Raw genomic sequence first — 24,541 nt, forward strand, 5'->3', positions numbered from 1 at the left:
AAAAAAGAGAAAAAAAAAAAAGAAAAAGGGGACAAAATAGGGGGGTGGGGATGAAAAGAGAGAGATAGCAATGACACGTTTGTCATCGCCTTCACGGTTGCCGGCGGCACGGTGCGGGCACCGCCGATCAGCCTCGAGACTCCGGCGGCGACCTTGTCCGCCGACATCACGGCAGGACTCAGCACAACCATGGTTTCCCGCCAAGGGAGCGATCACCTATCGGCCCGGCGACGAGGCGCTGGTCGGCTCCGAGCCGGTCATGAATTTCACCGCCGAGGGACCGTTCGGCGCCGTGCAACGGCAGTTCGACAGCGAGCCGCTGGCGCAGTTCCTGACCCAGCGAGCGCTGGAAAGGGGAACAGCAGCGCGTCGAGGCGATGCAGGGCGACGCTGCTCGAAAAGCAGCGGCTGCGGCGCGAGGTGCGCTACTACGCGGCGCTGCAGGAGGCGCGCGACAAGGCCGCCGAGGAACTGCGCCAACAGGAGGAAGCGGGCGCGGCTGAAAGCCGAGGCCGACGCCAGGGCAAGGGCCGAAGCGGAGGCGCAGGCCCAGGCTGAAGCGGAAGCACAGGCGAAAGCCGATGCCGACGCAAAGGCCAAGGCGGATGCGCAGGCCGCGGCCGAGCAGCAGGCCGCCGACGAGGCGGCCAAGGCGCAAGCCGAAGAGCAGGAGCGGCAGAAGGCGGAAGAGGCAATGCGCATCGCCTCGCAGGAAAAGGCAAGGCCTCGAGGCCGAACGCAAGGCCGCGCAGCAGGCCCCGAGGGTGGAGCGTGCGCCGCTGCCGGAGGCCAACGACAATCCGCCGCCGGCCAGGCCTAAGTCCAATCCGTTTCACCATCGACAATCTGCTGAAGTCGCTGCAGTAGGCAGTAGGCAGTAGGCAGTAGGCAGTAGGCAGTAGGGGGAGACCTTCCCGTTGCTCAATCCGAAGGGGCATTCGTTTCAAAGAAGGGATATCTCGGCGCTGTCGGCGACGTAGCGAGCGTGACGGAAAATCGCGAATGGCGGCGAGCCTGCCTTCCTGCCATCCCAGCAGCACGAAGTAGGAAGGCCGCGCCGCCGGGTTGTTGGGATCGCAGACAAGGACTGCCGGCCTGTCTTCGACGAAGCCCGGCACGAAACGCCAATCCTGGACACTCGAATAATTGTGGAAGTAGGTGCCCACTTGCCTGCGACATTCAGCCGCGCCCTGGCCACCAGCTCCAGCCGCACCTCGTCCGCCAGCATGTCGCGCACCGCGTCGAAATCGCGGGCGTTGAAGCGATCGATGTAGGCGTCGAGGAGCAGGCGTTTCTGACGCACTCAGCCTGGGGGAAGGGCGCTCCTCGGGTTCATCGGCGAGCTGGCGCAGCCGGCCGCGGCCGCGATGCAGCGCCGCCTTGATAGCCGGGATGCTGGTGTCGAGCATGGTGCTGATCTCCTGCAGCGAATAGCCCAGGACGTCCATCATGATGACGCTGCTTCGCTGCGCCACCGGAAGGCGCATGAAGGTGTGCAGGCCGGCGGCCGCGGCCTGGCGGTCGACGGTGGGGTTGGCCGGGTCGACGATCATATCCGGATCCTCATCGGAAAAGGCTCTTTCGCGGGTTCGCCGGCGCAGAAAGTCGAGCGCCGCATTGTGGGCGATGCGAAACAGCCAACCCTCCGGATTCGCTATCGGGCCGGTGTTGGGCAGAGCTTCGAACGCCTTGGCCAGGGCTTCCTGCAGCACGTCTTCGCCGTCGATGACCGAGCCCGTCATACGGGCGCAATAGCGGTGCAGCTTGGGGCGCAATTCCCCGAACAGGCGATCGAAAGGCTCGCGGGCCTCACCAGGAATGGGAATGTTCATGCTCCTTCCCGTGATGTCGTCCGCACTTACCCGGTCCAGCATGCGATAGCTGCCCACCACGCTCATTTCCTCGCGTTGTGGACGTTCAATGCAACGATCCCTGACGCCGTTTTGAAATGCCTCGAATGCGGCCAGCCCGGTAATGATGTCCGCATGGGCATCGGTCGCCGTCTCGACCAAATGGACGAATGTCCCGTCGCCGGACCGCAATGTCATATAGCGTACGCCCTCCGGCGATTTGTCGCGCGCAACTCCTCGAAAACGGCCTTGATCAGCCGCTCGTTCTCGTCGGCCCGCTCCGGTTTCGTCTTGTAGCGTATCAGATGACGTTTCATCTCTGCTCTTCCTCTCGTTGCCCTGCGCCTCTTGAGCCTCTCATCACCGAGACGTTGCGAAGAGGCCAAAGGATGCGGGGCGCTGTGAAAATATCGGCGTCATCACGCGCAACCCCCGGAGGTGTCACTCACGGCCCCGATCGAGCAGGCGCCGCAGCATGGGTTCGATGCGCGAGAGCTCGTCGAGATGCGCGGCCGACAGCTCGGCCAGACAATCGTCGGCGCGCTCGGTCAGCGCAGCAGCACGCGGCGGTGGTCGTCCTTGTCCTGATCCCGCGCGACCAGTCCCGCCTCGCCGAGGCGGTTGACCAGCTCGACGGCGCTATGGTGGCGGATGCGCAGGCGCTCCGCCAGATCGCCGACCGTCACCGGCCCGCCATCCGGATATCCCTTGATTCGCCAGCAGCGCCTGGTGCTGGCGCGGCGTCACCCGGCGTCTTCGGCCTGCAACTGGCTGAATTCGAGGAAGCGGCGGATCAGGTAGCGGAACTCGGACAGCCGCTGGTAGTCGGCCTGGCTGATGGCGGGACGGGTTTTCTGCGGCTGCGTCATATCGGACATTTGTTCCATTCCGGCGAAAGCTCAATCGATTTTCAAGCAAAACCGGCTTGAATTTTATATCGTGTTACGATACATAGCCAGCCGACAATCCCCGGCCGTCGCTTCGACCTTGCCGCGGATCCGCGATGTGGCCCGACGCCAGGAAGCAAAACCACCATGAAGACCCATTCCGATCCCGGCCGTCTCAGGGATTTCACCACGGACGCCAGAGTGCTGCTTGTCGCCGCGATAGCGGTGGTGGTGGCGACGGCGGGGCTGTTTGCCGGCATCGCGCTTTTGAAGCTGATCCGGCTTGCCACCAACATCGCCTATTTCGGCCAGTTCTCGCTTGCCGACATGAAGCTGCAGGACACGCCGCTTGGGCTTGCCGCCGTCGTCGTTCCGGTCATCGGTGCGCTGATCATCGGCCTGATGGCGCGCTACGGCAGCGAGAAGATTCGCGGCCATGGCATTCCCGAGGCGATCGAGGCGATCCTGCTCGGGCGTTTCAGGCTCGACGCCAAGGTTGCGATCCTGAAGCCGCTGTCGTCGGCGATCTTCGATCGGCTCCGGCGGACCGTTCGGCGCCGAGGGGCCCGATCATCATGACGGGCGCGCCATCGGGCTCGCTAATCGCGCAGATTGCTGCCGGGTCAGCGACAACGAACGCAAGACGCTGCTGGTTGCGGGGGCGGCGGCCGGCATGACCACCGTGTTCGGAACGCCGATCGCCGCGATCATGCTGGCGGTCGAACTGCTAGACTCTTTCGAATGGACGCCGCGCAGCTTCATTCCCGTTGCGGTCGCGGCGATCATTGCCGAGCGTCGAACGCACCATGCTGCTCATTGCCGGGGCCGATCTTTCCGTTCCAGGGCACCATGGCGATTTCCTTCGTCGGCCTTTGCGGCTGGGTCCTGGTCGGTATCTGTGCCGGTCTGTTGTCAGGACTGCTGACGCAGATGGTCTATGCCTGTGAGGACGGCTTCCAGAAACTGCCCATCCACTGGATGTGGTGGCCGATGCTCGGCGGCCTGTTGGTCGGCATTGGCGGGCTGATCGAACCGCAGGCGCTCGGTGTCGGCTATGACAACATCGCCGAATGCTGGACGGCCGCACGATCGCCGCCGCCGCGCTGATGCTGCTCGTGGTCAAGGCCATCATCTGGTCGGTGGCACTGGGCTCGGGAACATCAGGAGGCGTTGCTGGCGCCGCTGTTGATCATGGGCGGCGCGATGGGGGCGGTGCTGGCCGGAATTCTGCCCGCGGCGGACCCGGGCTTCTGGGCGCTGCTGGCAATGGCCGCCACCATGGGCGGCACGATGCGCGCGCCGCTGACGGCGACGTTCTTCGCCGTGGAATTGACCGGCAACACGCATGTGCTGGTGCCGCTGATCGCGGCCTGTGCCGCCGCGAATGCCGTCACCGTGCTGTTGATGAAGCGCTCGATCCTGACCGAGAAAGATCGCCAGGCGAGGGCACCACCCTCGTGCGCGAATATCGCGTCGATCCGTTTGCGCTGACCAGGGTGCGCGAAGTGATGACCTCGCAGGTCGAGAGCGTGCCGGCGACGATGACGCTCCACGGCGCGGCAGCCTTCCTGACCGCGCCGGAGACCAGGCATCCGAGCTTTCCGGTGATCGATGAGAGCAGGCAGCGTGCTCGGCCTCATCGATCCGCCGGCGATCCTGCGCTGGCGCCGTGCCGGCAAGCACCGCACGACGACGCTCGGCGAATTGCTGGCCGGAAGCAAGGTGACGCTGGCCTATCCCGACGAATATCTGGAAGGCCTCTCCGACAAGCTGTTGATGGCCAACGTGTCGCATCTGCCCGTCGTCACCCGCGAAGGCCTGCAACTGGCCGGCTATGTCGGCTGGAAGGATCTGATGCGCGTGCGGTCGCGCAAACAGGCCGAGGAGCGCGAGCGCTCGACCTTGCTTGGCTTCGGCACCAGACGCAGGAAAAAGGCGGACGCGGCCGAGAGCGTCTAGGAACTTACCCCGCGCTGCCGCGTCGTCACCAGCACGACGCCGACCAGCGCATGCAGCAGCTGGCTGCGACTGTGGCGGTGTTGCGGCACATGGTAGCCATCGGGATATTCCGTCGGCAACGCCACCGCCGGTCCGGACGCTTGTTCCAGCCACTGCCACCGGCTCTCGTGCAACCGCCCGAGATCGGCATTGCCGGCGTGAAAGATTTCCTTGCCGTGCGGCATTGGTATGGCCCACTTGCGAAACTATTGGACCAAACCACGAAAGAAGTCGCCCCGCAAGCAGCTTATAAGGCAACCGTCCCTAAGGCGGCCCGCAGCAGCGCCCGCCAAGCTACCCGCGGGCGTGCCCGCCAAAAAGACCACGGAGCCTGCCTTGACCGATACGACAGCCGCCAGCGTCGCGCCACCAGCGACCGTCAGTCACGCTTCAGCCCAGGCGACGGCCTTCACCGTCATCCTGGCGGTGAGCTTCTGCCATTCCATCAACGACATCATGCAGTCGCTACTATCGGCCATCTATCCCTTGCTGAAAGAGAATTACGGCCTCGATTTCTGGCAGATCGGCCTCCTGACCTTCACCTTCCAGGTGACCGCGTCGCTGCTGCAGCCGGTGATCGGCATGATCACCGACAAGCGGCCGATGCCCTATTCGCTGCCCTATGGCATGGCGTCGTCGCTGATCGGCCTGATCGTGCTGGCCTATGCCGGGCACTATTCGCTGCTTCTGATCGGCGCCTCGCTGATCGGTATCGGCTCGGCGATCTTCCATCCGGAATCCTCGCGCATCGCCCGCTTCGCCTCCGGCGGCCGCTTCGGCCTGGCGCAGTCGCTGTTCCAGGTCGGCGGCAATTTCGGCCAGTCCATGGGGCCGCTGCTGGCTGCCTTCATCGTCGTGCCGTTCGGCCAGGCGAGCATCTCATGGTTCGCCGTCGGCTCGCTGATCGGCATCATCGTGCTGTGGCAAGTCGGCGGCTGGTACAGTCGCCTGCGCGCCGCACAGGGCAACCGCAAGGCGGCAAGCTTCGTCTCACCCTTCCCGCGCCGCAAGGTGATGTGGGCATTGGCGGTGCTGACGCTGCTGGTGCTGAGCAAGAACGCCTACATCGCCAGCCTTGCCAGCTACTACACCTTTTATTCGATCCATAAGTTCGGCGTTTCGGTGCAGATGTCGCAGGTCATGCTGTTCCTGTTCCTCGGCGCCTCGGCACTAGGCATCCTGATTGGCGGCCCTTTCGGCGACCGCTATGGGCAGAAGGCGATGATCTGGTTCTCGATCGTCGGCGTGCTGCCCTTCACCCTGGCCCTGCCCTACGCCAACCTCGAATGGACGATGGTGCTGACGGTGCTGATCGGCCTGATCCTGTCGTCGGCCTTCTCCAACATCGTCGTGTTTGCGCAGGAGTTGGTGCCGGGACGTGTCGGCATGATTGCCGGTATCTTCTTCGGCTTCGCTTTCGGCATGGGCGGCATCGCCGCCGCCGTGCTTGGCGTCGTCGCCGACATGAAGGGCATCGAGTTCGTCTTTCAGATCTGCTCGTATCTGCCGCTGCTCGGCCTGCTGACGGTGTTCCTGCCGAACATGAAGGAAGCGAGGAAGCCGGAGGCTGCGATCGCCTGATATCAGCCAGTCTTCAGGATTTCGACGTGAGGGCGTGGCAGCGGCCACGCCCTCAACAATTCTTTCGTCATGCGCCAAGTATAAGCCTGTTATTGTTCGAAACACGTGCAACAAATGGCGCTGACGGCAGGGCTGAGTCAGTGAACGCCTTCAAGTTGAACATAAGGTACCGGGCTCGGCGCGACTGATCGATGCGCAGCGCTCCGAGTCAGGAAAGGCAATCTGTTATGTCCAGACTTAAAGGCAAGGCCGCGCTGATTACGGGTGGCACCAGCGGCATCGGCCTGGTGACGGCGCGACGTTTCATCGAGGAAGGCGCGCGTGTCGCCATCACCGGCACCAATGCGGGCCGTCTCGAGGAGGCGCGCAACATCTTGGGCGGCGATGTGCTTGTCATCGCCTCCGACGCCGGAGATGCCGCCGCCCAAAGCGACATTGCAGGGCGGATCGGGGAAACCTTCGGCAAGCTCGACGCTCTCTTCCTCAACGCCGGCATCGCCGATCTTCGTCCGCTTGGCGACTGGACCGAGGCAGCGTTCGACAGGAGCATCGATGTCGACCTCAAGGGGCCGTACTTCCTGGTCAAGGCGCTCGTTCCCCTGTTTTCGAACCCGTCATCGATCATCCTCAGCGGCTCGGTCAACGCGCATATGGGAATGGCAGGAACGCATGTCTATTCGCTGGCAAAAGCTGGCATGATTTCGCTGGCGCGAACGCTGTCGGGCGAACTGATCGGGCGCGGCATTCGCGCCAATGTAATCAGCCCTGGCCCGATCGACACACCGCTCAATGACAAACTTGGGCTGGATCCGGCAGCGGCGAAAGCCCGTGCGAAAGCGGTGGTCGGCCTGGTGCCTGCCGGCCGTTTCGGAACCGCCGAGGAAATTGCCAATGCCGTGGTGTTTCTGGCCTCGGACGAATGCCCGTTCATGGTCGGTGCGGAAATGCTGATCGACGGCGGCTTGAGCATCGCCTGAAATCGGCGGGGGCTTAGACAAAAGCACCCGCCTGATGGCGGGTGCTTTCGTCTGTGACGTCGAAATATCCTACGCCTTGAAGAAGGCCAGCAGGTCGGCGTTGATGATATCGGCATGGGTCGTGGCCATGCCGTGCGGGAAGCCCTTGTAGACCTTGAGCTCGCCCTTCTTGAGCAGCTTGATCGCCAGCAGTGCGGAGTCGGCGATGGGGACGATCTGGTCGTCGTCGCCGTGCATGACCAGCACCGGCACGTCGATTGCCTTCAGGTCTTCGGTGAAGTCGGTCTCCGAGAACGCCTTGATGCAATCGTAATGCGCCTTGGTGCCGCCCATCATGCCCTGGCGCCACCAATTGTCGATGACACCTTGCGAGACTTCCGCGCCCGGGCGGTTGAAGCCGTAGAACGGACCGGCCGGAACGTCGCGGAAGAACTGGGCGCGGTTGGCCGCCTGCGCCGAGCGGAAGCCGTCGAAAACCTCGAGCGGCAGGCCGCCGGGATTGGCCGCGGTCTTGAGCATGATTGGCGGCACCGCGCCGATCAGCACCGCCTTGGCGACACGGCCGCCGGCGCCATACTGGGCGACATAGCGCGCCACTTCGCCGCCACCGGTCGAATGGCCGACATGGATGGCGTCCTTGAGGTCCAGATGCGCCGCCAGTGCCGCGACATCGGCGGCATAGGTGTCCATCTCGTTGCCGATATCCGTCTGGGTCGAGCGGCCGTGACCGCGGCGATCATGGGCAATGACGCGGTAGCCCTTGGACAGGAAGAACAGCATCTGGGCGTCCCAGTCGTCGCTGCTCAATGGCCAGCCGTGATGGAAGACGATCGGCTGACCGGTCCCCCAGTCCTTGTAGTAGATCTGCGTTCCGTCCTTGGTGGTGATCGTGCCGCTGCCGGAGCCGGGCTTGGATTGCGAGGCTTGGTTCATCTCAATCTCCTTCTCTTGTTGTCACGATAATTAATATCGCAATATCGACAGGCCTAGCGCAGCTCGAACCCCTTGTCCACGGACAATATGTATCGCGATATCATTTTTCGTGGTATACACTTGACGCCTGTATTGGCCAGAAGGAATACGCCGTGCCTCTCCCGTTGGACAATCAACTCTGTTTTACGCTCTACGCCACCAGCATGGCGATCAACCGCACCTACAAGCCGATGCTGGACGAGATGGGGATCACCTATCCGCAATATCTCGTGCTCAACGCGCTGGCCGAGGCTGACGGCATGTCGGTCGGCACGATCGCCCACAGGCTCGCTTTGGAATCGAGCACCGTCACGCCGCTGGTGCAGCGAATGGAGAAGGCTGGACTCGTGACCCGCCAGCGCAGCCGGGTCGACGAGCGCCAGGTGCAGGTTGACCTGACCAACGCTGGTCGCGCGCTGCTGGTCCAGTGCAACTGCCTGAATGAGACCTTGATCGAGCGCTCGGGCATGACGCTGGCGCAGCTTGATGCCCTGAACCGGCAGATCCAGGCCCTGCGCGACGCGTTGACCGGCGATCGATAAGCCCCGGGTTGCTGGAAAGCTGGAAGCGGGCGCGGCGATCAGGTGAAGTCGGCTGGACTTTGGCTTTTGACCGATGGTTGGCGGTCCAAGCCAAAAAGGCCCAACGCCACCGCTGTCATGCGGACTTGAGGACCGTAAATGGGCGTTTGCGGATGGCCCGCTTTGTCTGGAAACTGACGGCGGGAGCAGGACGGCCGACATGGAAGCCCTGGACCTTGTCTATACCGAATTCACGCATAAGGGCCATCTGCTCGTCGGTTTCCACCCCTTCGACCAGGATTTTGTGGCCACGATTTCGAACGAGCGTAATAATGTCTTGGAGCATTGCCTTGCCGTTCGGGGCGCTGCAGTCGTGAAGAAACGAGCGGTCGATCTTCACCGTATCGAAATCGATCAGACGGAGCCACGAAAGGCCCGCGAAGCCGGTCCCAAAGTCATCAAGCCATATCTTGATCCCAAGCAGCTTCAGGTCGCTGATGCAGCGAAGAATGTCCGAGTGCATCTCCATCTCCAGTCCTTCGGTGATTTCGAAGGCCAACCTGCTGCCGGCTACGCCAGTCTCGCCCAAAATGGTCGCGACAGACGTTGCGAAGCCAGGTGTCTTGAGCTGAATCGGAGAAACGTTGACACTGACGACACGGACGTGATCGTCCGCCAAAAGCTCGGCGCACACTGTCCTTATCGCCCAGCGCCCGAGTTCCAGGATCGCGCCGGTTCGTTCCGCGACGGGAATGAACAGGCTCGGCGGAACCGATGTGCCGTCCAGCATTTTGAGGCGCATCAGGGCCTCTACGGCTTCAACTCGGTCCGATTTGACATCCTGGATCGGTTGATAAACGAGCGAAACGAGGTTCTGGCCGATCGCGATCTTCAGCAAAGCCGCGATATTCTCACTCTCGTCGCTGCTCTGGGGATCGGTCGGATCGAACAGCCGAGCACAATTTCGACCACCGGCTTTTGCCAGATAGAGCGCGCGATCGGCCTCGTGGATGATCTTCTCCAGCTTGGCGCCGGTCTGCGTCCTGGTGAATGCAGCGCCGACACTCACGGTCACAATCGAGACGCCGTCTCGCCGCAGCTCATGGGTAAGCGCCAGGTTCTCCACAGTGCTGCAAATGGCTTCCGCGAGATCCATGATCTGCTCTTTTTTCTCCACGCGAGCCAGGACAATGAATTCTTCACCGCCGTAGCGGCCGATCGAGCCATTATATTGCTTGATCATATCGCTAAGGGCATTGGCGACATGGATCAGGCAACGGTCGCCTTCCTGATGGCCGTAGCAGTCATTGAACTTTTTGAAGAAGTCCACGTCGATGAGGATCGCCCCAAAACTGGTGCCGACCCGTTGCCAGTCACTCCAGTAATCGCGCAGCTTCTCGTCGATCGCCCGCCGATTCTCCAGACCTGTAAGCGGATCGGTCCGCGACAGCCTCAGCAGCGCCTTGCCTCGTTCGGTCGCCTCGTTGTGCTGGATCTTGGCTTCCAGGGCGTTCAGGAAGACGTTGTAGCGCTCCTCATTCAGTTTCCAGTTCACATATGAGGTGAATGTGAAGCAAGAAATGTAGAAAGTTCCAAACACCAGCTTGTATGTTAAGGTGGAAGGCACAAAATAGTTAACGACATATAATATACATAATATTATAGCTGACGTTATAATGGAAACTTTAAATCTAAACGTAAAGAATAGATTGGCACTCATCATGAAGATGGTGCCGAAGACCATATAATAAGAGACGCTTTCCTTGTCCGCACTCATGATCGCCGGGAGCAACCAGCCGACATAGCCAAAGATAATGGCCCCGGCGCAAGTCAAGTCGAGCCACTCCGTCCCGACGCCCCGGCGAAGCTGAATTTCCAGGATCAAAAGCGCGGTCAGTCCGACCGCGAAGCGCGCCGTGATCGTGTAGACGGCCACATCTGGAATCAGCAGCAGATCCGTTGCCGAAAACAGCAGATAGATGGCAACGGCCATCCAAAGCCCGGGCCTGGCTTCCCCTCTCCGCGTCGCCTGGGCTTCCGTCCGGTAAAGGCTGCGAAGCTCGTCCGCGGCCAGTTCGTAACGCAGCTCGTACGGTTCCTCATCGGCCGTATCGGCCAATACCGACGCCACGCGTTCGTCCATCACAATAGACCCCGTTCGAAAGGGATTTTGTTTTCCGAACTCATTTCCAGCTTCTGCCCCCACGCGGGCCGGCTCCTTGGGACGCGACAGCGATTGCGATGCCGGACAAACAAATGCAATCGCGCAAGACAAGTTTCCGTTAACTCGAACCCGGAATCCGACCCAGAAGCTGTCTAACGACCAAACATGGTTGGCGGGAAATTAATCATAACTCTAAAATGCGCCCGAACCGACATTGGCAAATGGAGCATTCTACGCAATAAGTTAACTGACTGTTAACTATGGAGTCCTGGTGTGCAAACCGTGTTTGATGGTAAAAGCCTGATTACTGCCGAAATGATCGCCGGCAGTCTCCGGCGAGGAAAGCTCGAGCAGCATGGCGAAGCGTTCGAGACCGCCCGCGCGGAGCTTGCGCTCATCCTCCACGCGACACAGCAGCAGGTCGAACAACGAAAGGATCCCGCGGAGATCGTCGGTCGCCTGCTGTCGTACCTCAACGCGCTGCGTGCCAGGGTTCATCCCGACGTTTGGCAAGCCTTGATACCGGTGGCGCAGAACCACCCGATCCTGGAGTATTTTCTTGAGGATCCGCTGACGCACTGGTCCTTCACCAAGCCCAGGGGTTACTCCGGCGACGCGCAGTTGCTCGACTACATCTATTGTGACCCGCACGTGGCGGAGAGCGTGGCAAACGCCTCGGAGATCGGCAAGGCGCTCTACAGCCATACCCAGAACGTCCCGTCATGCGTCGCGGCACGCGAACGACGCGATCTCTTGACCCGATATGTCGATGAGATTGCGACTAGGAACGGGCCGCAAGCCGAGGTCCTCGCGATCGCGGCCGGCCATCTGCGGGAGGCCAATCGTTCGACCGCACTGGCGGAAGGCCGTCTCAAGCGTTGGGTCGCGCTCGATCAGGATCCTCAGAGCGTTGGATTGATCGCGCGCGACTTCCAGGGCACCGCGGTCGAGGCCATCGACGGCTCGGTGCGAACCGTGCTCACGAGGGGCCACAAGCTGGGTAAGTTCGACTTCATCTATGCCTCCGGCCTTTACGACTACCTTGCGCACAACGTCGCCGTGAAACTCACGAAGACCTGCCTGCAGATGCTGAAGCCAAACGGCACATTCCTGTTTGCGAACTACGCCGATGGCACCCCCGACGCCGGCTACCGGGAAACGTTCATGGACTGGGTGTTGCTGCTGCGGTCGGAAGTCGATATGTGGAACATCGTCAATGCCAGCGTCGACCGCAACGCCGTCGATGCGCAGGTGTTCTTCGGCGAGAACCGCAACGTTCTGTACGCCGTCATCGAAAAGCGCGGATAGCGGCACGAAGCCGGAATTTCAAAGTGCAATGCTGCCCATAGCCTTTGACTTGCACCTCCGGCCGCCTTCCGCTATAGAGCCGCCACCCGCGTAGACACCCTTGGAGGCAACGCGGCGGAAGGCCGCCTTCCCGCATGATCCCGAAAAGTGGATTCCGGTTTTCGGACCAGATCATGCATGGGTATGTCGGCTTTCGACGTTTACGGCCAAGCACCTTGCCTGCCGCGAACGCTCCAGAACAAACCGAAAGGAAATGCCATGAGCCACGATACTTACGAGCTCAAGGCCGAAGCACGCGAACAGGTCGGTAAGGGGTCCGCCCGTGCAGTTCGCCGCAACGGTAAAGTGCCTGCAGTAATTTATGGTGACAAGCAGCCTCCCCTGGCTATCGCGCTCACCTACAAGGACATCTACTACAAGATCCATGGCGGCGGGTTTCTGACCACGATCGCCACGATCGATGTCGACGGCAAGAAGATCCAGGTCCTGCCGAAGGACTTCCAGCTCGACCCGGTCAAGGATTTCCCTGTCCATGTCGACTTCCTGCGCATCGGCAAGGACACCGTAGTCAATGTCGACGTGCCTGTCCACTTCATCAACGAGGACAAGTCGCCCGGCATCAAGCGCGGCGGCGTGCTCAACATCGTGCGTCACGAAGTCGAGTTCCACTGCCCGGCCAATGCGATCCCGGAATTCATCACCGTCGATCTTACCGGCACCGACATCGGCGATTCGATCCACATCTCGGCGGTCAAGCTGCCGGCCGGTGTGAAGCCTGTCATCTCCGACCGCGACTTCACCATCGCGACCGTTGCCGGTTCGTCGGCGATGAAGCCGGAGACGGAAGTCACGGCTGAAGTGGCGGCCCCTGAAGCGGCCCCTGCCGCCGAAGAGAAGTAACTCTTTCACGCCCGGAGCAGGCGATGCTGCTGTTTGCAGGTCTCGGCAATCCGGGCGCGAAATACGCCAACAACCGGCACAATGTCGGCTTCATGGCGGCGGACGCAATCGCCCGCCGCCATTCCTTTTCGCCCTGGTCGAAGAAATTCCAGGGCCTGATTTGCGAAGGCACGCTTGGCGGCGAAAAGATCGTCCTGATCAAGCCGCAGACCTTCATGAACCTGTCCGGCCAGTCGGTCGGCGAAGCACTGCGCTTCTACAAGCTCGAGCTTTCCGCGCTCACCGTCTTCTATGACGAGATCGACCTTGCCGACGGCAAGCTGCGCATCAAGACCGGCGGCGGCGCCGGCGGCCACAACGGCATCCGCTCGATCGACGGCCATGTCGGCAACGCCTACCGCCGCGTGCGCATCGGCGTCGGCCATCCCGGCGTCAAGGAAATGGTCCAGCACCATGTGCTCGGTGATTTCGACAAGGCCGACCGCGAATGGCTCGAACCACTGCTCGACGCGATCGCCGACAACGCCGCCATGATCGTCAAGGGCGACGACTCCGGCTTCATGAACAAGGCCAGCCTCGCCGTCCAGGGCAAGGCCGGCGCGGACCCGGAAAAGCCGGCGCCGAAGCAGCCGGCCCCAAAGCAGCAAAGTCACGTCCGCCAGGCTCGCGCGCAGCAGCCGGCGGTCAAGCTGCCGGAAAGCGGCCCGATGGCCGCGATGCTGAAGAAACTCTTCGGCAACAAGGACTGAGCCCAATGCATCTCGCCCAAAAGTGACCCCGGCTTGGGGCGGCGACATGCAGGAAAGCAAAGACCGGAAGCGCTTTGCCTGAACCACTCAAACACGACGCGCTTTAGGAGCATGCGGCGTTACAGGGCTTGACGATCATCGGCCCTATCGCCCATAGCCCTGATCAAATTTCGATTTCCCGATAGGACCGGACAAAAATGGGTTTCAAATGCGGCATCGTTGGCTTGCCCAATGTCGGCAAGTCGACGCTTTTCAACGCGCTGACCAGGACGGCGGCGGCGCAGGCCGCCAACTATCCGTTCTGCACCATCGAACCGAACACCGGCGAGGTGGCGGTGCCCGATCCGCGCCTGCAGAAGATCGCCGCGATCGGCAAATCGAAGGAGATCATCCCGACCCGCATCTCCTTCGTCGACATTGCCGGCCTGGTGCGCGGCGCCTCGAAGGGCGAAGGCCTGGGCAACCAGTTCCTCGCCAACATCCGCGAGGTCGACGCCATCGTGCATGTGCTGCGCTGCTTCGAGGATGACGACATCACCCATGTCGAGGGCCGCATCGACCCCGTCGCCGACGCCGAAACGGTCGAGACCGAGCTGATGCTCGCCGACCTCGACAGCCTCGAACGCCGCATCGTGCAATTCCGCAAGCGCGCCGGCAGCAAGGACAAGGAAGCGACCACCGTGCTGCCGATGATGGAGGCAGCGCTCGAACTTCTGCAAGCCGGCAAGCCGACCCGCGTGCTGCTCAACGGCATCTCGGCGGAAGACCTGCGCATCCTGCAGGGGCTGAACCTTCTGACCTCGCATCCCGTGCTCTACGTCTGCAACGTCTCCGAGGCCGATGCCGCCACCGGCAACGAGCACACCAGGGCCGTGGAAAAGATGGCCGCAGCACAAGGCGCCCGCACCGTCGTCATCTCGGCCGCGATCGAGGCCGAAGTCGCCCAGCTCTCGGACGAGGAAGAGATGGAATTCCTGTCCTCGCTCGGCCTCGACGAGCCCGGCCTGAACAAGGTGATCCGCGCCGGCTACGAGCTGTTGCACCTGATCACCTATTTCACCGTTGGGCCGAAGGAGACGCGCGCCTGGACCGTGCACAAGGGCGACAAGGCGCCTCAGGCGGCCGGCGTCATCCACACCGATTTCGAGCGCGGCTTCATCCGCGCCCAGACCATCGCCTACAACGACTTCATAACGCTGGGCGGCGAAGTGGCGGCCAAGGAAGCCGGCAAGGCCCGCGACGAAGGCAAGGAATATGTCGTCCAGGACGGTGACATCATGCTGTTCAAGTTCAACACCTGAAGAGCCAACAGCCTGGGATCGGCCTCGTGGTCGATCGCAGTTTCGCACACGGAGCCCGTGGCAACGCTGGCATACCGACAAAGGTTGCCGTCCCCAACCCCTTCGCAGAAGAGGAAACCTTCGCCCCCCGCTGCTTTTGGCGTGCCTTGACCTTGTCACATCGCGGGTCTAATCGGCTGGGGCACGCGGTCGGCGCTTTCGGCGAAAGTGCCCGTCTCGCGCAATCCGAAATGACGCGTCCGTTCAGAACGCACCCTTTGGCCCCAGCAAGGGAGACCCGGCGATGATCAAGGCCTTCGTCGTGGACAATGACCGCCTGCGCGCCGTCGACGATCTCCTGGCAAACAGCGACGCCGTCGTCTGGGCCGACCTGCTCAATCCGACCAAGGAAGAGGAAGCGACCATCGAGAGCTGGCTCGGCGTCGCCATTCCGACGCGCGAGGAGATGGAGGAGATCGAGATTTCGAGCCGCCTCTATGTCGAGGACGGCGCTTACTTCATGACCGCCACACTGCCCTCCCAGACCGAGGTCGACGATCCCCTGATGTCGCCGGTCACCTTCGTGCTCGCCGGCACCAGGCTGATCACCGTGCGCTACCACGAACCGAAGGCCTTCAAGACCTTCCCGCAGCGCGCCGAAAAGGTGGCGACCGGCTGCACCAGCGGCGACACCATCCTGATCGGCTTGCTGGAGGCGATCGTCGATCGCCTCGCCGATATTCTGGAGCGCGCCGGCCGCGATATCGAGGCGATTTCGCGCGATATATTCGAGGCGCGGTCGACCAAGGTTTCCAAGCGCAATCGCGACTTCCAGGAGCTCCTGAAAGCCATCGGCCGCAAGGAGGACATCGCCTCCTCGATCCGCGACAGCCTGATCTCGCTGCAGCGCCTCGCCGGCTTTTTCACCCATGCCTCGACCCGGACCAAGATGAGCAAGGACACCAAGGCGCGCATCAAGACGCTGTCGCGCGACGTGCTGTCGCTCGCCGACCACGCCACCTTCCTGTCGCAGAAGATCAGCTTCCTGCTCGACGCCACGCTCGGCATGATCTCGATCGAACAGAACGCCATCATCAAGATCTTCTCGGTCGCCGCCGTCATCTTCCTGCCGCCGACGCTGGTCGCCTCGATCTACGGCATGAATTTCAGTGTCATCCCCGAGCTGAAATGGGAGCTGGGCTATCCCTTCGCCATTGCCATGATGGTGCTGTCGGCGGTCCTGCCCTTCTGGTATTTCCGCCGCCGCGGCTGGCTTTGACGGTCCGCCAAAAGCCATGCAGCCACGATGTGGCGCTATAGAAATCTCTTGACCAAATGCGCGGCGGCCTGCATCCGGGAACCCTCGATCCCTAAGGATCGCAGGTTCCTGAGCCGGATTTCAGACCATGACTGCAAAAACAAAAACCTGGGCCTATGAGGATTTTGTCGAGGGCGCATCGCTCGATCTCGGCAGCAGACTGGTGAGCGCCGCCGAGATCGTCGAGTTTGCCGGGGAATTCGACCCGCAGCCGATGCATCTTGATGAAGAGGCGGGGAAGGCCAGCATTCTTGGCGGGCTGGCGGCCTCGGGCTGGCACACCTGCGCCATGTTCATGCGCATGCTGTGCGACGCCTTCCTGCTGGACTCGACCGCCCAAGGCGCGCCCGGCGTCGACTACGTCAAGTGGAAGAAGCCGGTGCTGGCCGGCGACACGCTCTCCGGCAGCACCACCGTGCTTGCCAAGCGCGTGTCCAGGTCGAGGCCGCAGATCGGACTGATCACCATGCGCAGCGAGCTGTTCAATCAGCGCGGCGAAAGCGTGTTCGAATTCGAAAACACCTGTATGTTTCTCACCCGCGAGGCCATCGCGTGACCCTCGACGAATTCTTCCGCATCGGCACCGTCGTCACGCTCGGCTCGCACAAGTTCGAGCCGGAAGAAATCAAGGCGTTCGCCCGCAAATACGATCCGCAGGTCTTCCACGTCGATGAGGAGGCAGCCAGCAGGAGCGTGCTCGGCAGCCTCTGCGCCTCCGGCTGGCATACCGCCGCCACCTGGATGAAACTCAATCTCGAAAACCGCATGGACGCCGAGGTCGCTGCATGGAGCGGCCCTGGCCCGGTGCCCGAATTCGGACCCTCGCCTGGTTTCAAGAACCTGAAATGGCTGAAGCCGGTCTATGCCGGGCAAACCGTCACCTTCATGCGTACGGCACTTTCCCATCGCCCGATCGCCTCGCGCCCCGGCTGGCGGCTGCTGGCGCTGCGTTCGGAGGCGTTCGATTCGACCGGCGACAAGGTGCTGGAGTTTGAAAGCGCGGTGCTGGTGAAGGTTGAGTAGCAAGCCCTTACCTTCTCCCCCTGTGTGGGAGAAGGTAAGAAGCGCCGATCAATGCCCCTCAAACCCGATCAGCGTCCTCACCGGCACGCCGAGCGCTTCGATCTTGGCGCGGCCGCCGAGGTCCGGCAGATCGATGACGAAGCAGGCGGCAAGGATGTCGGCGCCGATCTGGCGCAAGAGCTTGACCGCCGCCTCCGCGGTGCCGCCGGTGGCGATCAGATCGTCGACCAGGATCACCTTCTCGCCGGGTGAGACGCCATCCTTGTGCATCTCCATCTCGTCCAGCCCGTATTCCAGGCTGTAGGCGACGCGCACGGTCTCGAAAGGCAGCTTGCCCTTCTTGCGGATCGGCACGAAACCGGCCGAGAGCTGATGAGCGACGGCGCCGCCAAGGATGAAGCCGCGCGCCTCGATGCCGGCGATCTTGTCGATCTTCTGGCCCGCATAAGGATGCACCAGCTCGTCGATGGCGCGGCGGAAGGCGCGCGCATTGCCGAGCAGCGTGGTGATATCGCGAAACAGGATGCCAGGCTTGGGATAGTCCGGAATGGTGCGGATCGCGGCAAGAAGTGAGACTTCGAGGGAGGATTTCATGGTTCGAGATTACCTGAAACGGAGATTCTTGCGCGACAATTGTTCGATCGAACTGCAGCCCATCAGCTTCATGCCGCGTTCGATCTCGACCCGCATCTGCTCGAGCGCCCGTTCGACGCCCGGCTGGCCGGCCGCCGCCAGTGGAAACAGATAGTAGCGGCCGACGCCGACAGCCTTGGCGCCGAGCGACAGCGCCTTCAGCACATGCGTGCCGCGCTGCACGCCGCCATCCATGATGACGTCGATCCGGTCGCCGACCGCATCGACGATCTCGGCAAGCTGGTCGAACGCCGCCCGCGAGCCATCCAGTTGCCGCCCGCCATGGTTCGACAGCACGATGCCGCTGCAGCCGATCTCGACGGCGCGTTTGGCGTCCTCCACCGACATGATGCCCTTGAGGCAGAACGGGCCCGACCACAGCCTGACCATCTCGGCGACGTCGTCCCAGGTCATCGACGGATCGAGCATCTCGGTGAAGTAGCGGCTGATCGACATCGTGCCGCCGCCCATGTCGACATGCTCGTCGAGCTGCGGCAGCTTGAAGCCCTCATGGGTGAAATAGTTGATCGCCCAGGCCGGCTTGAGCGCGAACTGCAGCATTCCGGCCAGGTTGAGCTTGAAGGGAATGGCAAAGCCGGTGCGTTTGTCACGCTCGCGGTTGCCGCCGGTGATGCTGTCGACGGTCAGCATCATCACTTCGACGCCAACCTCCTTCGCCCGCTGCATCATCGCCCGGTTGAGGCCGCGATCCCGATGGAAATAGAACTGATAGACCTGCGGGCCGCTGCTGATCCGGCGCGCCTCCTCGAGGCTGACGGTGCCAAGCGAGGACACGCCGAACATCGTGCCGTATTTGGCCGCGGCCTTGGCGACCGCGCGCTCGCCCTGATGGTGGAACAGCCGCTGCAGGGCAGTCGGCGAGCAATAGACCGGCATCGCCAGCTTCTGGCCCATCACCGTCACCGACATGTCGATCTCGCTGACGCCGCGCAGGACGTTGGGAACCAGGTCGCAGGTCTCGAAGCTTTCGGTGTTGCGGCGATAGGTGACCTCGTCGTCCGCCGCGCCGTCGATGTAGTTGAAGATCGGCCCCGGCAGCCGCCGCTGCGCCATGCGGCGGAAATCGGAAAAATTGTGACAGTCGCTGAGCCGCATCATCAATTCCAAATGCCATGTCGGGGCAAGTCTTTCGCCGCCGTTTGGTGCGTCGAATATCAATCTGTTGTCTCCGTGCCAACGGCCTAATTGCCGGGCAGTCCCCCGAGCCACAACCGCGAGCATAAAAAAGGGGCGCCCGAAGCGCCCCTTTCATCGAAAATCGACTGCTGACGAGAGATTACATGCCGAGATCGGAACGAAGCTCGGCCTTGGCCACGTCGTATTCGGCCTTGAAGTCGTCCCGGTTGAGCAGGACCGCGGCGATGACGCTGCCGGAAATCTTGCCCATCTCGATATCGGACGCGTAGTGGATGCCGCCGACCTCCCGATTGTGGGCGTATTCAGCCGCGCGCGCCATGATCTCGGCGCGCTTTTCCGGAACCATGTCGGACAGGATGATGCCCATCATGGTGCCGACGGTGGCGTGGCCGGACGGCCACGAACCGGAGCTGGACAGCTTGACCACGGGCTTGACGAGGTCGCTGAGCTGGTGCGGACGCGGGCGCTTCCAGACATCCTTGGCCGGATCGACGACGGCGCCTTCGGTGGCCACGACGCGGTCGAAGAAGGCACTGAATTTCGGCAGCGTTTCCTTGTTGAACTTCGGCCCCATGACATCGGCAAAGCGCCAGACATTCTCCTCGGCGTCGGCGACAGCGGCGGCCACCATCTCGGGCGTGCGCGTCACCTGCAGCGTCAGCACTTCGCCAAGTTCAGCCTTGGTCTGCGCCGAATCGTTTGCCGGCGGCCGCGGCAGGATCATCGTCAAGTCGACATCCTTGTTGGTGACGAAGGGCTGGGCGTCCTCGGCTTGCGCGGCCGAGCCGACGATGAGCAGCAGCAGGCCTGCCGCGAGCGATGCGTATCTTTTCATGGGTGCGATCCTTTGATGAGAGCGGCACAGGATCGCCAGATGCGGTGACGGCCATGTGACACGACCGGCCTCCCAAATGCAAAAGGGCCCCTCGTGGCGCCCTTTTGTGATCACATGGCCGTGCGCGGTTAGTGCGCCACGCCTTCCCACACCTTGCGCTTGGTGAGGTAGACCAGCGCGCCGAACAGAAGCAGGAACACCAGCACGCGGAAGCCGGTCTTCTTGCGGGCTTCCATATGCGGCTCGGCCGCCCACATCAGGAAGGCAGCGACGTCGCGGGAATACTGATCGACCGTCTGCGGCGCGCCATCATCATAGGTCACCTGGCCGTCGGAAAGCGGCTTGGGCATCTTCAGCGACACGCCGGACATGAAGTACGGGTTGTAATGGGTGCCTTCCGGAATGACCATTCCGGCCGGCGGCGTCTGGTCGTAGCCCGTCAGCAGGGAATGGATGTAGTCGGGGCCGCCCTGGGCATACTGCGTGAAGATATCGAAGACGAAGCGCGGGAAGCCGCGCTCGACGCCGCGCGCCTTGGCCAGCAGCGACATATCGGGCGGGGCAGCGCCACCATTGGAGGCAGCGGCGGCTTCCTCGTTGGCGAATGGCGCCGGGAAGTGGTCGGACGGCTTGCCGGGACGGTCGAACATGTCGCCGGCGTCGTTCGGGCCGTCATGGACCGTATACTCGGCCGCCAGTGTCTTGATCTGCGCGTCCGAATAGCCGAGGTCCGACAGCGTGCGGAACGTCACCAAATTCATCGAATGACAGGCCGAACAGACTTCCTTGTAGACCTTCAGGCCGCGCTGCAGCTGCGCCTTGTCGTAGGTACCGAACGGCCCGGCGAAGCTCCAGTCCATCTCCTTCGGCTCGTTGATCGGGAAATGCGTCGGCGCGGCCGCGTTGTGTGCCTCCTCGGCGGCGATCGCCCCGGTGCCAACAACCACGAGGCCAAGCAACGTCAGCGAGGTGAGAATCTTCTTCATGCCAAATCCCCTTAGATTCTCTACCGCTCAGCCCTTGGTCTCTGGTGCGCCCGCAGCACCCGCCGGATGTCCGCTGCCGCCCTTGTTCTTCTCGAGCACGGCCTCGGTGATCGAGTTCGGCAGCCTTCGCGGCGTCTCGATCAGGCCGAGCACCGGCAGCGCGACCAGGAAGAAGGCGAAGTAGAACAGCGTCGCCATCTGCGCCATGAACACATAGCTTCCTTCGGCGGGCTGCGAGCCCAGCCAGCCGAGCAGGATGGCATCGGCCACGAACAGCCAGAAGAACAGCTTGTACCAGGGCCGGTAGACCGCCGAGCGCACCTTCGAGGTGTCGAGCCACGGCACCAGGAACAGCATGGCGATAGCGCCGAACATGCACAGCACGCCGCCGAGCTTGGAATTGATCGGCCCGATATTGAAGGTGATGGCGCGCAGGATCGCGTAGAACGGCAGGAAGTACCATTCCGGCACGATATGGGCCGGCGTCTTCAGCGGGTTGGCGACCGTGTAGTTGTCCGGGTGGCCGAGAAAGTTCGGCAGGTAGAAGACGAAATAGGCGAAGATGAACAGGAACACGATCATGCCGAACGCGTCCTTGATGGTCGCGTAAGGGGTGAAGGCAACGGTGTCGGTCTTCGACTTGACCTCGATGCCGGTCGGGTTCGACTGACCGACGACATGCAGCGCCCAGACGTGCAGCACGACGACACCGGCGATCATGAACGGCAGCAGGTAGTGCAACGCAAAGAAGCGGTTCAGCGTCGGATTGTCGACGGCGAAGCCGCCTAGCAGCAGCTGCTGGATCCATTCGCCGACCAGCGGGATGGCGCTGAAGAAGCCCGTGATGACGGTGGCGCCCCAGAAGCTCATCTGGCCCCAAGGCAGCACGTAGCCCATGAAGCCGGTCGCCATCATCAGAAGATAGATGATGCAGCCGAGGATCCACAGCAGCTCGCGCGGCGCCTTGTAGGAGCCGTAGTAGAGGCCGCGGAAGATGTGGATGTAGACGGCGACGAAGAAGAACGAGGCGCCGTTCGAATGCATGTAGCGCAGCAGCCAGCCCGAATTCACGTCGCGCATGATCTTTTCGACCGAGCCGAAGGCGAGATTGGTGTCGGCCGTGTAATGCATGGCCAGCACGATGCCGGTCAGGATCTGCGCCACCAGCATGATCGACAGGATGCCGCCGAAGGTCCACGCATAGTTCAGGTTGCGCGGCACCGGATAGGCGATGAAGCTGTCATAAACCAGCCGCGGCAGCGGCATGCGGGCGTCGAACCAGCGCTCGATACCGGTCTTGGGCGTATAGGTCGAGTGTCCCTCGCTCATCGAAATATCCCCTGCCTCAACCGATAAGGATCTTGGTATCGGAAATGAATTTGAATACCGGCACCGCCATGTTCTCGGGCGCCGGGCCTTTGCGGATGCGGCCGGCCGTGTCGTATTGCGAACCGTGGCACGGGCAGAACCAGCCACCGAAATCGCCTTCCTGGCCGAGCGGAATGCAGCCGAGATGGGTGCAGACCTGGACCATTACCATCCAGGCTTCCTTGCCAGGCGTGGTGCGGTTGGCGTCGGTCGCCGGCGCGTCGGACGGAAGGTTCGCGTTGCGGGCGATCGGATCCTTGAGGTCTTCCAGCTTGACTGCCTCGCCGTCCTTCATCTCCTGCTCGGTGCGGTTGCGCACCACGACAGGCTTGCCGCGCCATTTGACGATCAGCGACATGCCCGGCGTCAGCGAAGCGACGTCGACCTCGACGGAAGCCAGCGCCAGCGTCGAGGCGTCAGGGCGCATCTGGTCGATGAACGGCCACGCGACGGCACCCGCGCCGACCACCGCGGCCATGCCGGTGGCGACGTAGAGAAAATCACGACGGTTTGGATCCTGGATGTCGGTTTCGCTCACGGGTGCCTGATCCTTTCGCCTCTTCCGCGCCGGTGGCTGAGCCTTGTTCCCCGCTCAACTACGCCAACCCGACAGCGCATGGCGAACAGGCTTGCGAATTCCTCCGGCATTTGGACTTCGGTTTATGCGTGAAGCCTGTTTTTGTCCAGACGGGTGAAGGCACAAGGGCAGATTGTCGCGGGGACAAAATCCGTCCCCGGTCAGCGCAACGCCGAATGGCCGCGCAAGATCGCTAAACAACAGGGAAACAACCGCAATTCCGGGGTTCGCCGCCACCTCGACACCGGACACCGGCCCGGTCTATCCTCGCCATCATGGCACACGTCATAGACCGCGACACATGGGCTGTTCGCTCCGACCGCTGGAAGGGCGAGCTGCAATGCGGCGCCTACGGCTCCAACTCCTGCCTGATCTTCAACTATCTGCCTGACGTCGGCGGCGGTCCCCGGCTGCACACGCATCCCTACGCAGAGATCTTCATCATCCGTCAGGGCACCGGCCTGTTCACGGTCGGCGACAAGGAGGTCGAGGCATCCGCCGGCCAGATCCTGATCGTTCCGCCCAACACGCCGCACAAATTCACCAATCTCGGCCCGGGTCCGCTGGAAACGACCGATATCCACGAGAACGGCACGTTCATCACCAAATGGCTCGAGTGACCATGATCCCGAAATGTGGGAACCGGTTTCGCTGGAGATCATGGTCAAACAAAAGAGCTATTTCGCGCCGAGCCTGACCAGCACCGCCTTCGGGATGTTGTATTCGCGGATGACGGCGTCGTGCTTTCGCAAGCCGCACAGTTCGCGCTGGATGAAATAGCCGTGCACCGCCTCGGCGGCCTCCTTGAGAAGGCGGGGACGCGCCTGCTCGTCGCCATTGTCGCGCAGCCTGGCCAGCGTTTCCTCGACCCGCTGGCCGGCGCGGCCGAGTGCGGCGGCTTTCTCGGCCAGGATTTCATGGCCGAGCGCGTCGAACGCGGCTTCGGCAGCCGAGGCGCTGGCGGATGGCGGACGCAGCGACATTTCAGCCTCCTTTCCCAAAAATCATGCGGTGCGTGACGAATTCTTCGCCCACGACTCGCTGAAAGCCAAGCTGCTCATAGAAACCGAAGGCCTCTTGCGGCGCGCGGGTGTTCAGCACGGCGAAATAGTGACGTGCCCTGTCGATGACGGTTTCGACCAGCATGCGGCCAAGGCCGGTGCGGCGGTGACGCGCGCTGACGAACAGGTGCCGGACCCGGCCCTGGTCCCTGCCCTCGAAATAGGGATCGATGTTCAGCCCGCACACGCCGACGAGTTCCCGGCCATGCCATGTCCCGTACAGCGCCTCGCCGCGCTTCAGGAACTTGTTGCGGCCGCTTGCCCACCCATCCGCCAGGCGCACCAGCATCCAGTAGCCCTCCAGCCGGCTATCATCCTTCAGGGCATCGAAAGCCGGCATTGTCGGCCGCAAACGCTTGAGCACGTAGCTGACCTCCACGGACCCACCCATGCCC

Annotated in this window: 25 protein-coding genes and 5 pseudogenes; 16 read left to right on the forward strand and 14 right to left on the reverse strand. The window is 62.4% G+C overall.

Translation table 11 applies throughout. The features are described 5' to 3' along the window. Positions 1 to 84 precede the first annotated feature (84 nt). Positions 85 to 867, forward strand: a pseudogene (locus tag ACFSQT_RS32585) (AsmA protein); the annotation flags it as partial. A 76-nt stretch (positions 868 to 943) separates the two neighbouring features. Here the strand turns inward: ACFSQT_RS32585 and ACFSQT_RS32590 are convergent. From ACFSQT_RS32590 to ACFSQT_RS32600, 3 genes and pseudogenes are all read right to left on the reverse strand, one after another. Beyond that, a pseudogene (locus tag ACFSQT_RS32590) lies at positions 944 to 1,832 on the reverse strand (sigma-70 family RNA polymerase sigma factor). 212 nt (positions 1,833 to 2,044) lie between these two features. Then, the gene (locus tag ACFSQT_RS32595; RefSeq protein ID WP_379025810.1) at positions 2,045 to 2,167 is read right to left on the reverse strand and encodes a hypothetical protein; all 123 of its coding nucleotides are present in this window, start codon (positions 2,165 to 2,167) and stop codon (positions 2,045 to 2,047) included. Positions 2,168 to 2,291: 124 nt separating this feature from the next. After that, positions 2,292 to 2,737, reverse strand: a pseudogene (locus ACFSQT_RS32600) (MarR family winged helix-turn-helix transcriptional regulator). 147 nt (positions 2,738 to 2,884) lie between these two features. Here ACFSQT_RS32600 and ACFSQT_RS32605 point away from each other — a divergent pair. The 4 genes and pseudogenes from ACFSQT_RS32605 (at position 2,885) to ACFSQT_RS32620 (ending at position 4,696) form a co-directional block, all read left to right on the forward strand. Beyond that, the gene (locus ACFSQT_RS32605; protein ID WP_379025812.1) at positions 2,885 to 3,316 is read left to right on the forward strand and encodes a hypothetical protein; all 432 of its coding nucleotides are present in this window, start codon (positions 2,885 to 2,887) and stop codon (positions 3,314 to 3,316) included. Between the two features lie 10 nt (positions 3,317 to 3,326). Further along, entirely contained in the window at positions 3,327 to 3,662 is a 336-nt protein-coding gene (locus tag ACFSQT_RS32610; protein ID WP_379025911.1) for a chloride channel protein, read from the forward strand. Next, a pseudogene (locus tag ACFSQT_RS32615) lies at positions 3,554 to 4,228 on the forward strand (chloride channel protein). Before ACFSQT_RS32610 ends, ACFSQT_RS32615 begins: the two are co-directional and overlap by 109 nt. Before the next feature lie 120 nt (positions 4,229 to 4,348). Further along, positions 4,349 to 4,696: a hypothetical protein gene (locus tag ACFSQT_RS32620; protein ID WP_379025814.1), complete on the forward strand. Its 348-nt coding sequence runs from the start codon at positions 4,349 to 4,351 to the stop codon at positions 4,694 to 4,696. 20 nt (positions 4,697 to 4,716) lie between these two features. On the opposite strand, the pseudogene ACFSQT_RS32625 reads toward ACFSQT_RS32620, so the two are convergent. Further along, positions 4,717 to 4,920, reverse strand: a pseudogene (locus tag ACFSQT_RS32625) (cupin domain-containing protein); the annotation flags it as partial. 151 nt (positions 4,921 to 5,071) lie between these two features. Between ACFSQT_RS32625 and ACFSQT_RS32630 the strand changes: the two are divergent. Together ACFSQT_RS32630 and ACFSQT_RS32635 are read left to right on the forward strand one after the other, a co-directional pair. Then, on the forward strand, positions 5,072 to 6,316 hold the full coding sequence (locus ACFSQT_RS32630; protein ID WP_379025816.1) for an MFS transporter: 1,245 nt from the start codon (positions 5,072 to 5,074) through the stop codon (positions 6,314 to 6,316). A gap of 227 nt (positions 6,317 to 6,543) precedes the next feature. Next, positions 6,544 to 7,293: an SDR family oxidoreductase gene (locus tag ACFSQT_RS32635; RefSeq protein ID WP_379025818.1), complete on the forward strand. Its 750-nt coding sequence runs from the start codon at positions 6,544 to 6,546 to the stop codon at positions 7,291 to 7,293. Between the two features lie 69 nt (positions 7,294 to 7,362). Here ACFSQT_RS32635 and ACFSQT_RS32640 read toward each other — a convergent pair whose 3' ends face one another. After that, positions 7,363 to 8,226, reverse strand: coding sequence for an alpha/beta fold hydrolase (locus ACFSQT_RS32640; RefSeq protein ID WP_379025820.1), 864 nt, complete (start codon positions 8,224 to 8,226; stop codon positions 7,363 to 7,365). 152 nt (positions 8,227 to 8,378) lie between these two features. Here ACFSQT_RS32640 and ACFSQT_RS32645 point away from each other — a divergent pair, with 152 nt between their 5' ends. Further along, positions 8,379 to 8,807: a MarR family winged helix-turn-helix transcriptional regulator gene (locus ACFSQT_RS32645; protein WP_379025822.1), complete on the forward strand. Its 429-nt coding sequence runs from the start codon at positions 8,379 to 8,381 to the stop codon at positions 8,805 to 8,807. A 115-nt stretch (positions 8,808 to 8,922) separates the two neighbouring features. Here ACFSQT_RS32645 and ACFSQT_RS32650 read toward each other — a convergent pair whose 3' ends face one another. Beyond that, entirely contained in the window at positions 8,923 to 10,929 is a 2,007-nt protein-coding gene (locus ACFSQT_RS32650) for a putative bifunctional diguanylate cyclase/phosphodiesterase (RefSeq protein WP_379025824.1), read from the reverse strand. A gap of 294 nt (positions 10,930 to 11,223) precedes the next feature. On the opposite strand from ACFSQT_RS32650, the gene ACFSQT_RS32655 reads away from it, so the two are divergent. The 7 genes from ACFSQT_RS32655 (at position 11,224) to ACFSQT_RS32685 (ending at position 17,528) form a co-directional block, all read left to right on the forward strand. Beyond that, a complete protein-coding gene (locus tag ACFSQT_RS32655; RefSeq protein ID WP_379025826.1) occupies positions 11,224 to 12,258 on the forward strand; it encodes a class I SAM-dependent methyltransferase in 1,035 nt (344 codons plus the stop codon). Between the two features lie 258 nt (positions 12,259 to 12,516). Beyond that, positions 12,517 to 13,158 carry a 50S ribosomal protein L25/general stress protein Ctc gene (locus ACFSQT_RS32660; protein ID WP_379025828.1) on the forward strand — a complete coding sequence of 214 codons (642 nt, stop codon included), beginning with the start codon at positions 12,517 to 12,519 and terminating at the stop codon, positions 13,156 to 13,158. Positions 13,159 to 13,181: 23 nt separating this feature from the next. Next, positions 13,182 to 13,907, forward strand: coding sequence for an aminoacyl-tRNA hydrolase (gene pth, locus ACFSQT_RS32665; protein WP_379025830.1), 726 nt, complete (start codon positions 13,182 to 13,184; stop codon positions 13,905 to 13,907). A 197-nt stretch (positions 13,908 to 14,104) separates the two neighbouring features. Then, complete coding sequence (ychF, locus tag ACFSQT_RS32670; RefSeq protein WP_379025833.1) at positions 14,105 to 15,208, forward strand: redox-regulated ATPase YchF; 1,104 nt, start codon at positions 14,105 to 14,107, stop codon at positions 15,206 to 15,208. 283 nt (positions 15,209 to 15,491) lie between these two features. After that, positions 15,492 to 16,466, forward strand: a complete 975-nt coding sequence (gene corA, locus ACFSQT_RS32675) for a magnesium/cobalt transporter CorA (protein WP_379025835.1) — start codon at positions 15,492 to 15,494, stop codon at positions 16,464 to 16,466. A 127-nt stretch (positions 16,467 to 16,593) separates the two neighbouring features. After that, positions 16,594 to 17,061, forward strand: coding sequence for a MaoC family dehydratase (locus ACFSQT_RS32680; protein ID WP_379025837.1), 468 nt, complete (start codon positions 16,594 to 16,596; stop codon positions 17,059 to 17,061). After that, positions 17,058 to 17,528, forward strand: a complete 471-nt coding sequence (locus ACFSQT_RS32685; RefSeq protein ID WP_379025839.1) for a MaoC family dehydratase — start codon at positions 17,058 to 17,060, stop codon at positions 17,526 to 17,528. Before ACFSQT_RS32680 ends, ACFSQT_RS32685 begins: the two co-directional genes overlap by 4 nt. Before the next feature lie 48 nt (positions 17,529 to 17,576). Here the strand turns inward: ACFSQT_RS32685 and ACFSQT_RS32690 are convergent, their stop codons facing one another. The 6 genes from ACFSQT_RS32690 to petA all read right to left on the reverse strand — a co-directional run bounded on the left by ACFSQT_RS32690 (position 17,577) and on the right by petA (position 23,046). Then, a complete protein-coding gene (locus ACFSQT_RS32690) occupies positions 17,577 to 18,122 on the reverse strand; it encodes an adenine phosphoribosyltransferase (RefSeq protein WP_379025841.1) in 546 nt (181 codons plus the stop codon). Positions 18,123 to 18,131: 9 nt separating this feature from the next. Continuing rightward, positions 18,132 to 19,277: an alpha-hydroxy acid oxidase gene (locus ACFSQT_RS32695; RefSeq protein ID WP_379025843.1), complete on the reverse strand. Its 1,146-nt coding sequence runs from the start codon at positions 19,275 to 19,277 to the stop codon at positions 18,132 to 18,134. A gap of 181 nt (positions 19,278 to 19,458) precedes the next feature. Beyond that, a complete protein-coding gene (locus ACFSQT_RS32700; protein ID WP_379025845.1) occupies positions 19,459 to 20,154 on the reverse strand; it encodes an acid phosphatase in 696 nt (231 codons plus the stop codon). 128 nt (positions 20,155 to 20,282) lie between these two features. Next, positions 20,283 to 21,140 (reverse strand): cytochrome c1, encoded by an 858-nt coding sequence (locus ACFSQT_RS32705; protein ID WP_379025847.1) that lies wholly within the window; start codon positions 21,138 to 21,140, stop codon positions 20,283 to 20,285. Positions 21,141 to 21,167: 27 nt separating this feature from the next. After that, complete coding sequence (locus tag ACFSQT_RS32710; protein ID WP_379025849.1) at positions 21,168 to 22,469, reverse strand: cytochrome b; 1,302 nt, start codon at positions 22,467 to 22,469, stop codon at positions 21,168 to 21,170. 16 nt (positions 22,470 to 22,485) lie between these two features. Beyond that, positions 22,486 to 23,046 (reverse strand): ubiquinol-cytochrome c reductase iron-sulfur subunit, encoded by a 561-nt coding sequence (gene petA, locus ACFSQT_RS32715; protein WP_379025851.1) that lies wholly within the window; start codon positions 23,044 to 23,046, stop codon positions 22,486 to 22,488. A gap of 314 nt (positions 23,047 to 23,360) precedes the next feature. Between petA and ACFSQT_RS32720 the strand changes: the two genes are divergently transcribed. Beyond that, positions 23,361 to 23,705, forward strand: a complete 345-nt coding sequence (locus tag ACFSQT_RS32720; RefSeq protein ID WP_379025853.1) for a cupin domain-containing protein — start codon at positions 23,361 to 23,363, stop codon at positions 23,703 to 23,705. Between the two features lie 57 nt (positions 23,706 to 23,762). Here the strand turns inward: ACFSQT_RS32720 and ACFSQT_RS32725 are convergent, their stop codons facing one another. Both ACFSQT_RS32725 and ACFSQT_RS32730 read right to left on the reverse strand, forming a co-directional pair. Next, the gene (locus ACFSQT_RS32725) at positions 23,763 to 24,068 is read right to left on the reverse strand and encodes a DUF6665 family protein (protein ID WP_379025855.1); all 306 of its coding nucleotides are present in this window, start codon (positions 24,066 to 24,068) and stop codon (positions 23,763 to 23,765) included. Between the two features lies 1 nt (position 24,069). After that, positions 24,070 to 24,537 carry a GNAT family N-acetyltransferase gene (locus ACFSQT_RS32730; RefSeq protein WP_379025857.1) on the reverse strand — a complete coding sequence of 156 codons (468 nt, stop codon included), beginning with the start codon at positions 24,535 to 24,537 and terminating at the stop codon, positions 24,070 to 24,072. Positions 24,538 to 24,541: the final 4 nt, after the last annotated feature.

This window comes from Mesorhizobium calcicola, assembly GCF_042682105.1.
GTDB classification, from domain to species: domain Bacteria; phylum Pseudomonadota; class Alphaproteobacteria; order Rhizobiales; family Rhizobiaceae; genus Mesorhizobium; species Mesorhizobium calcicola.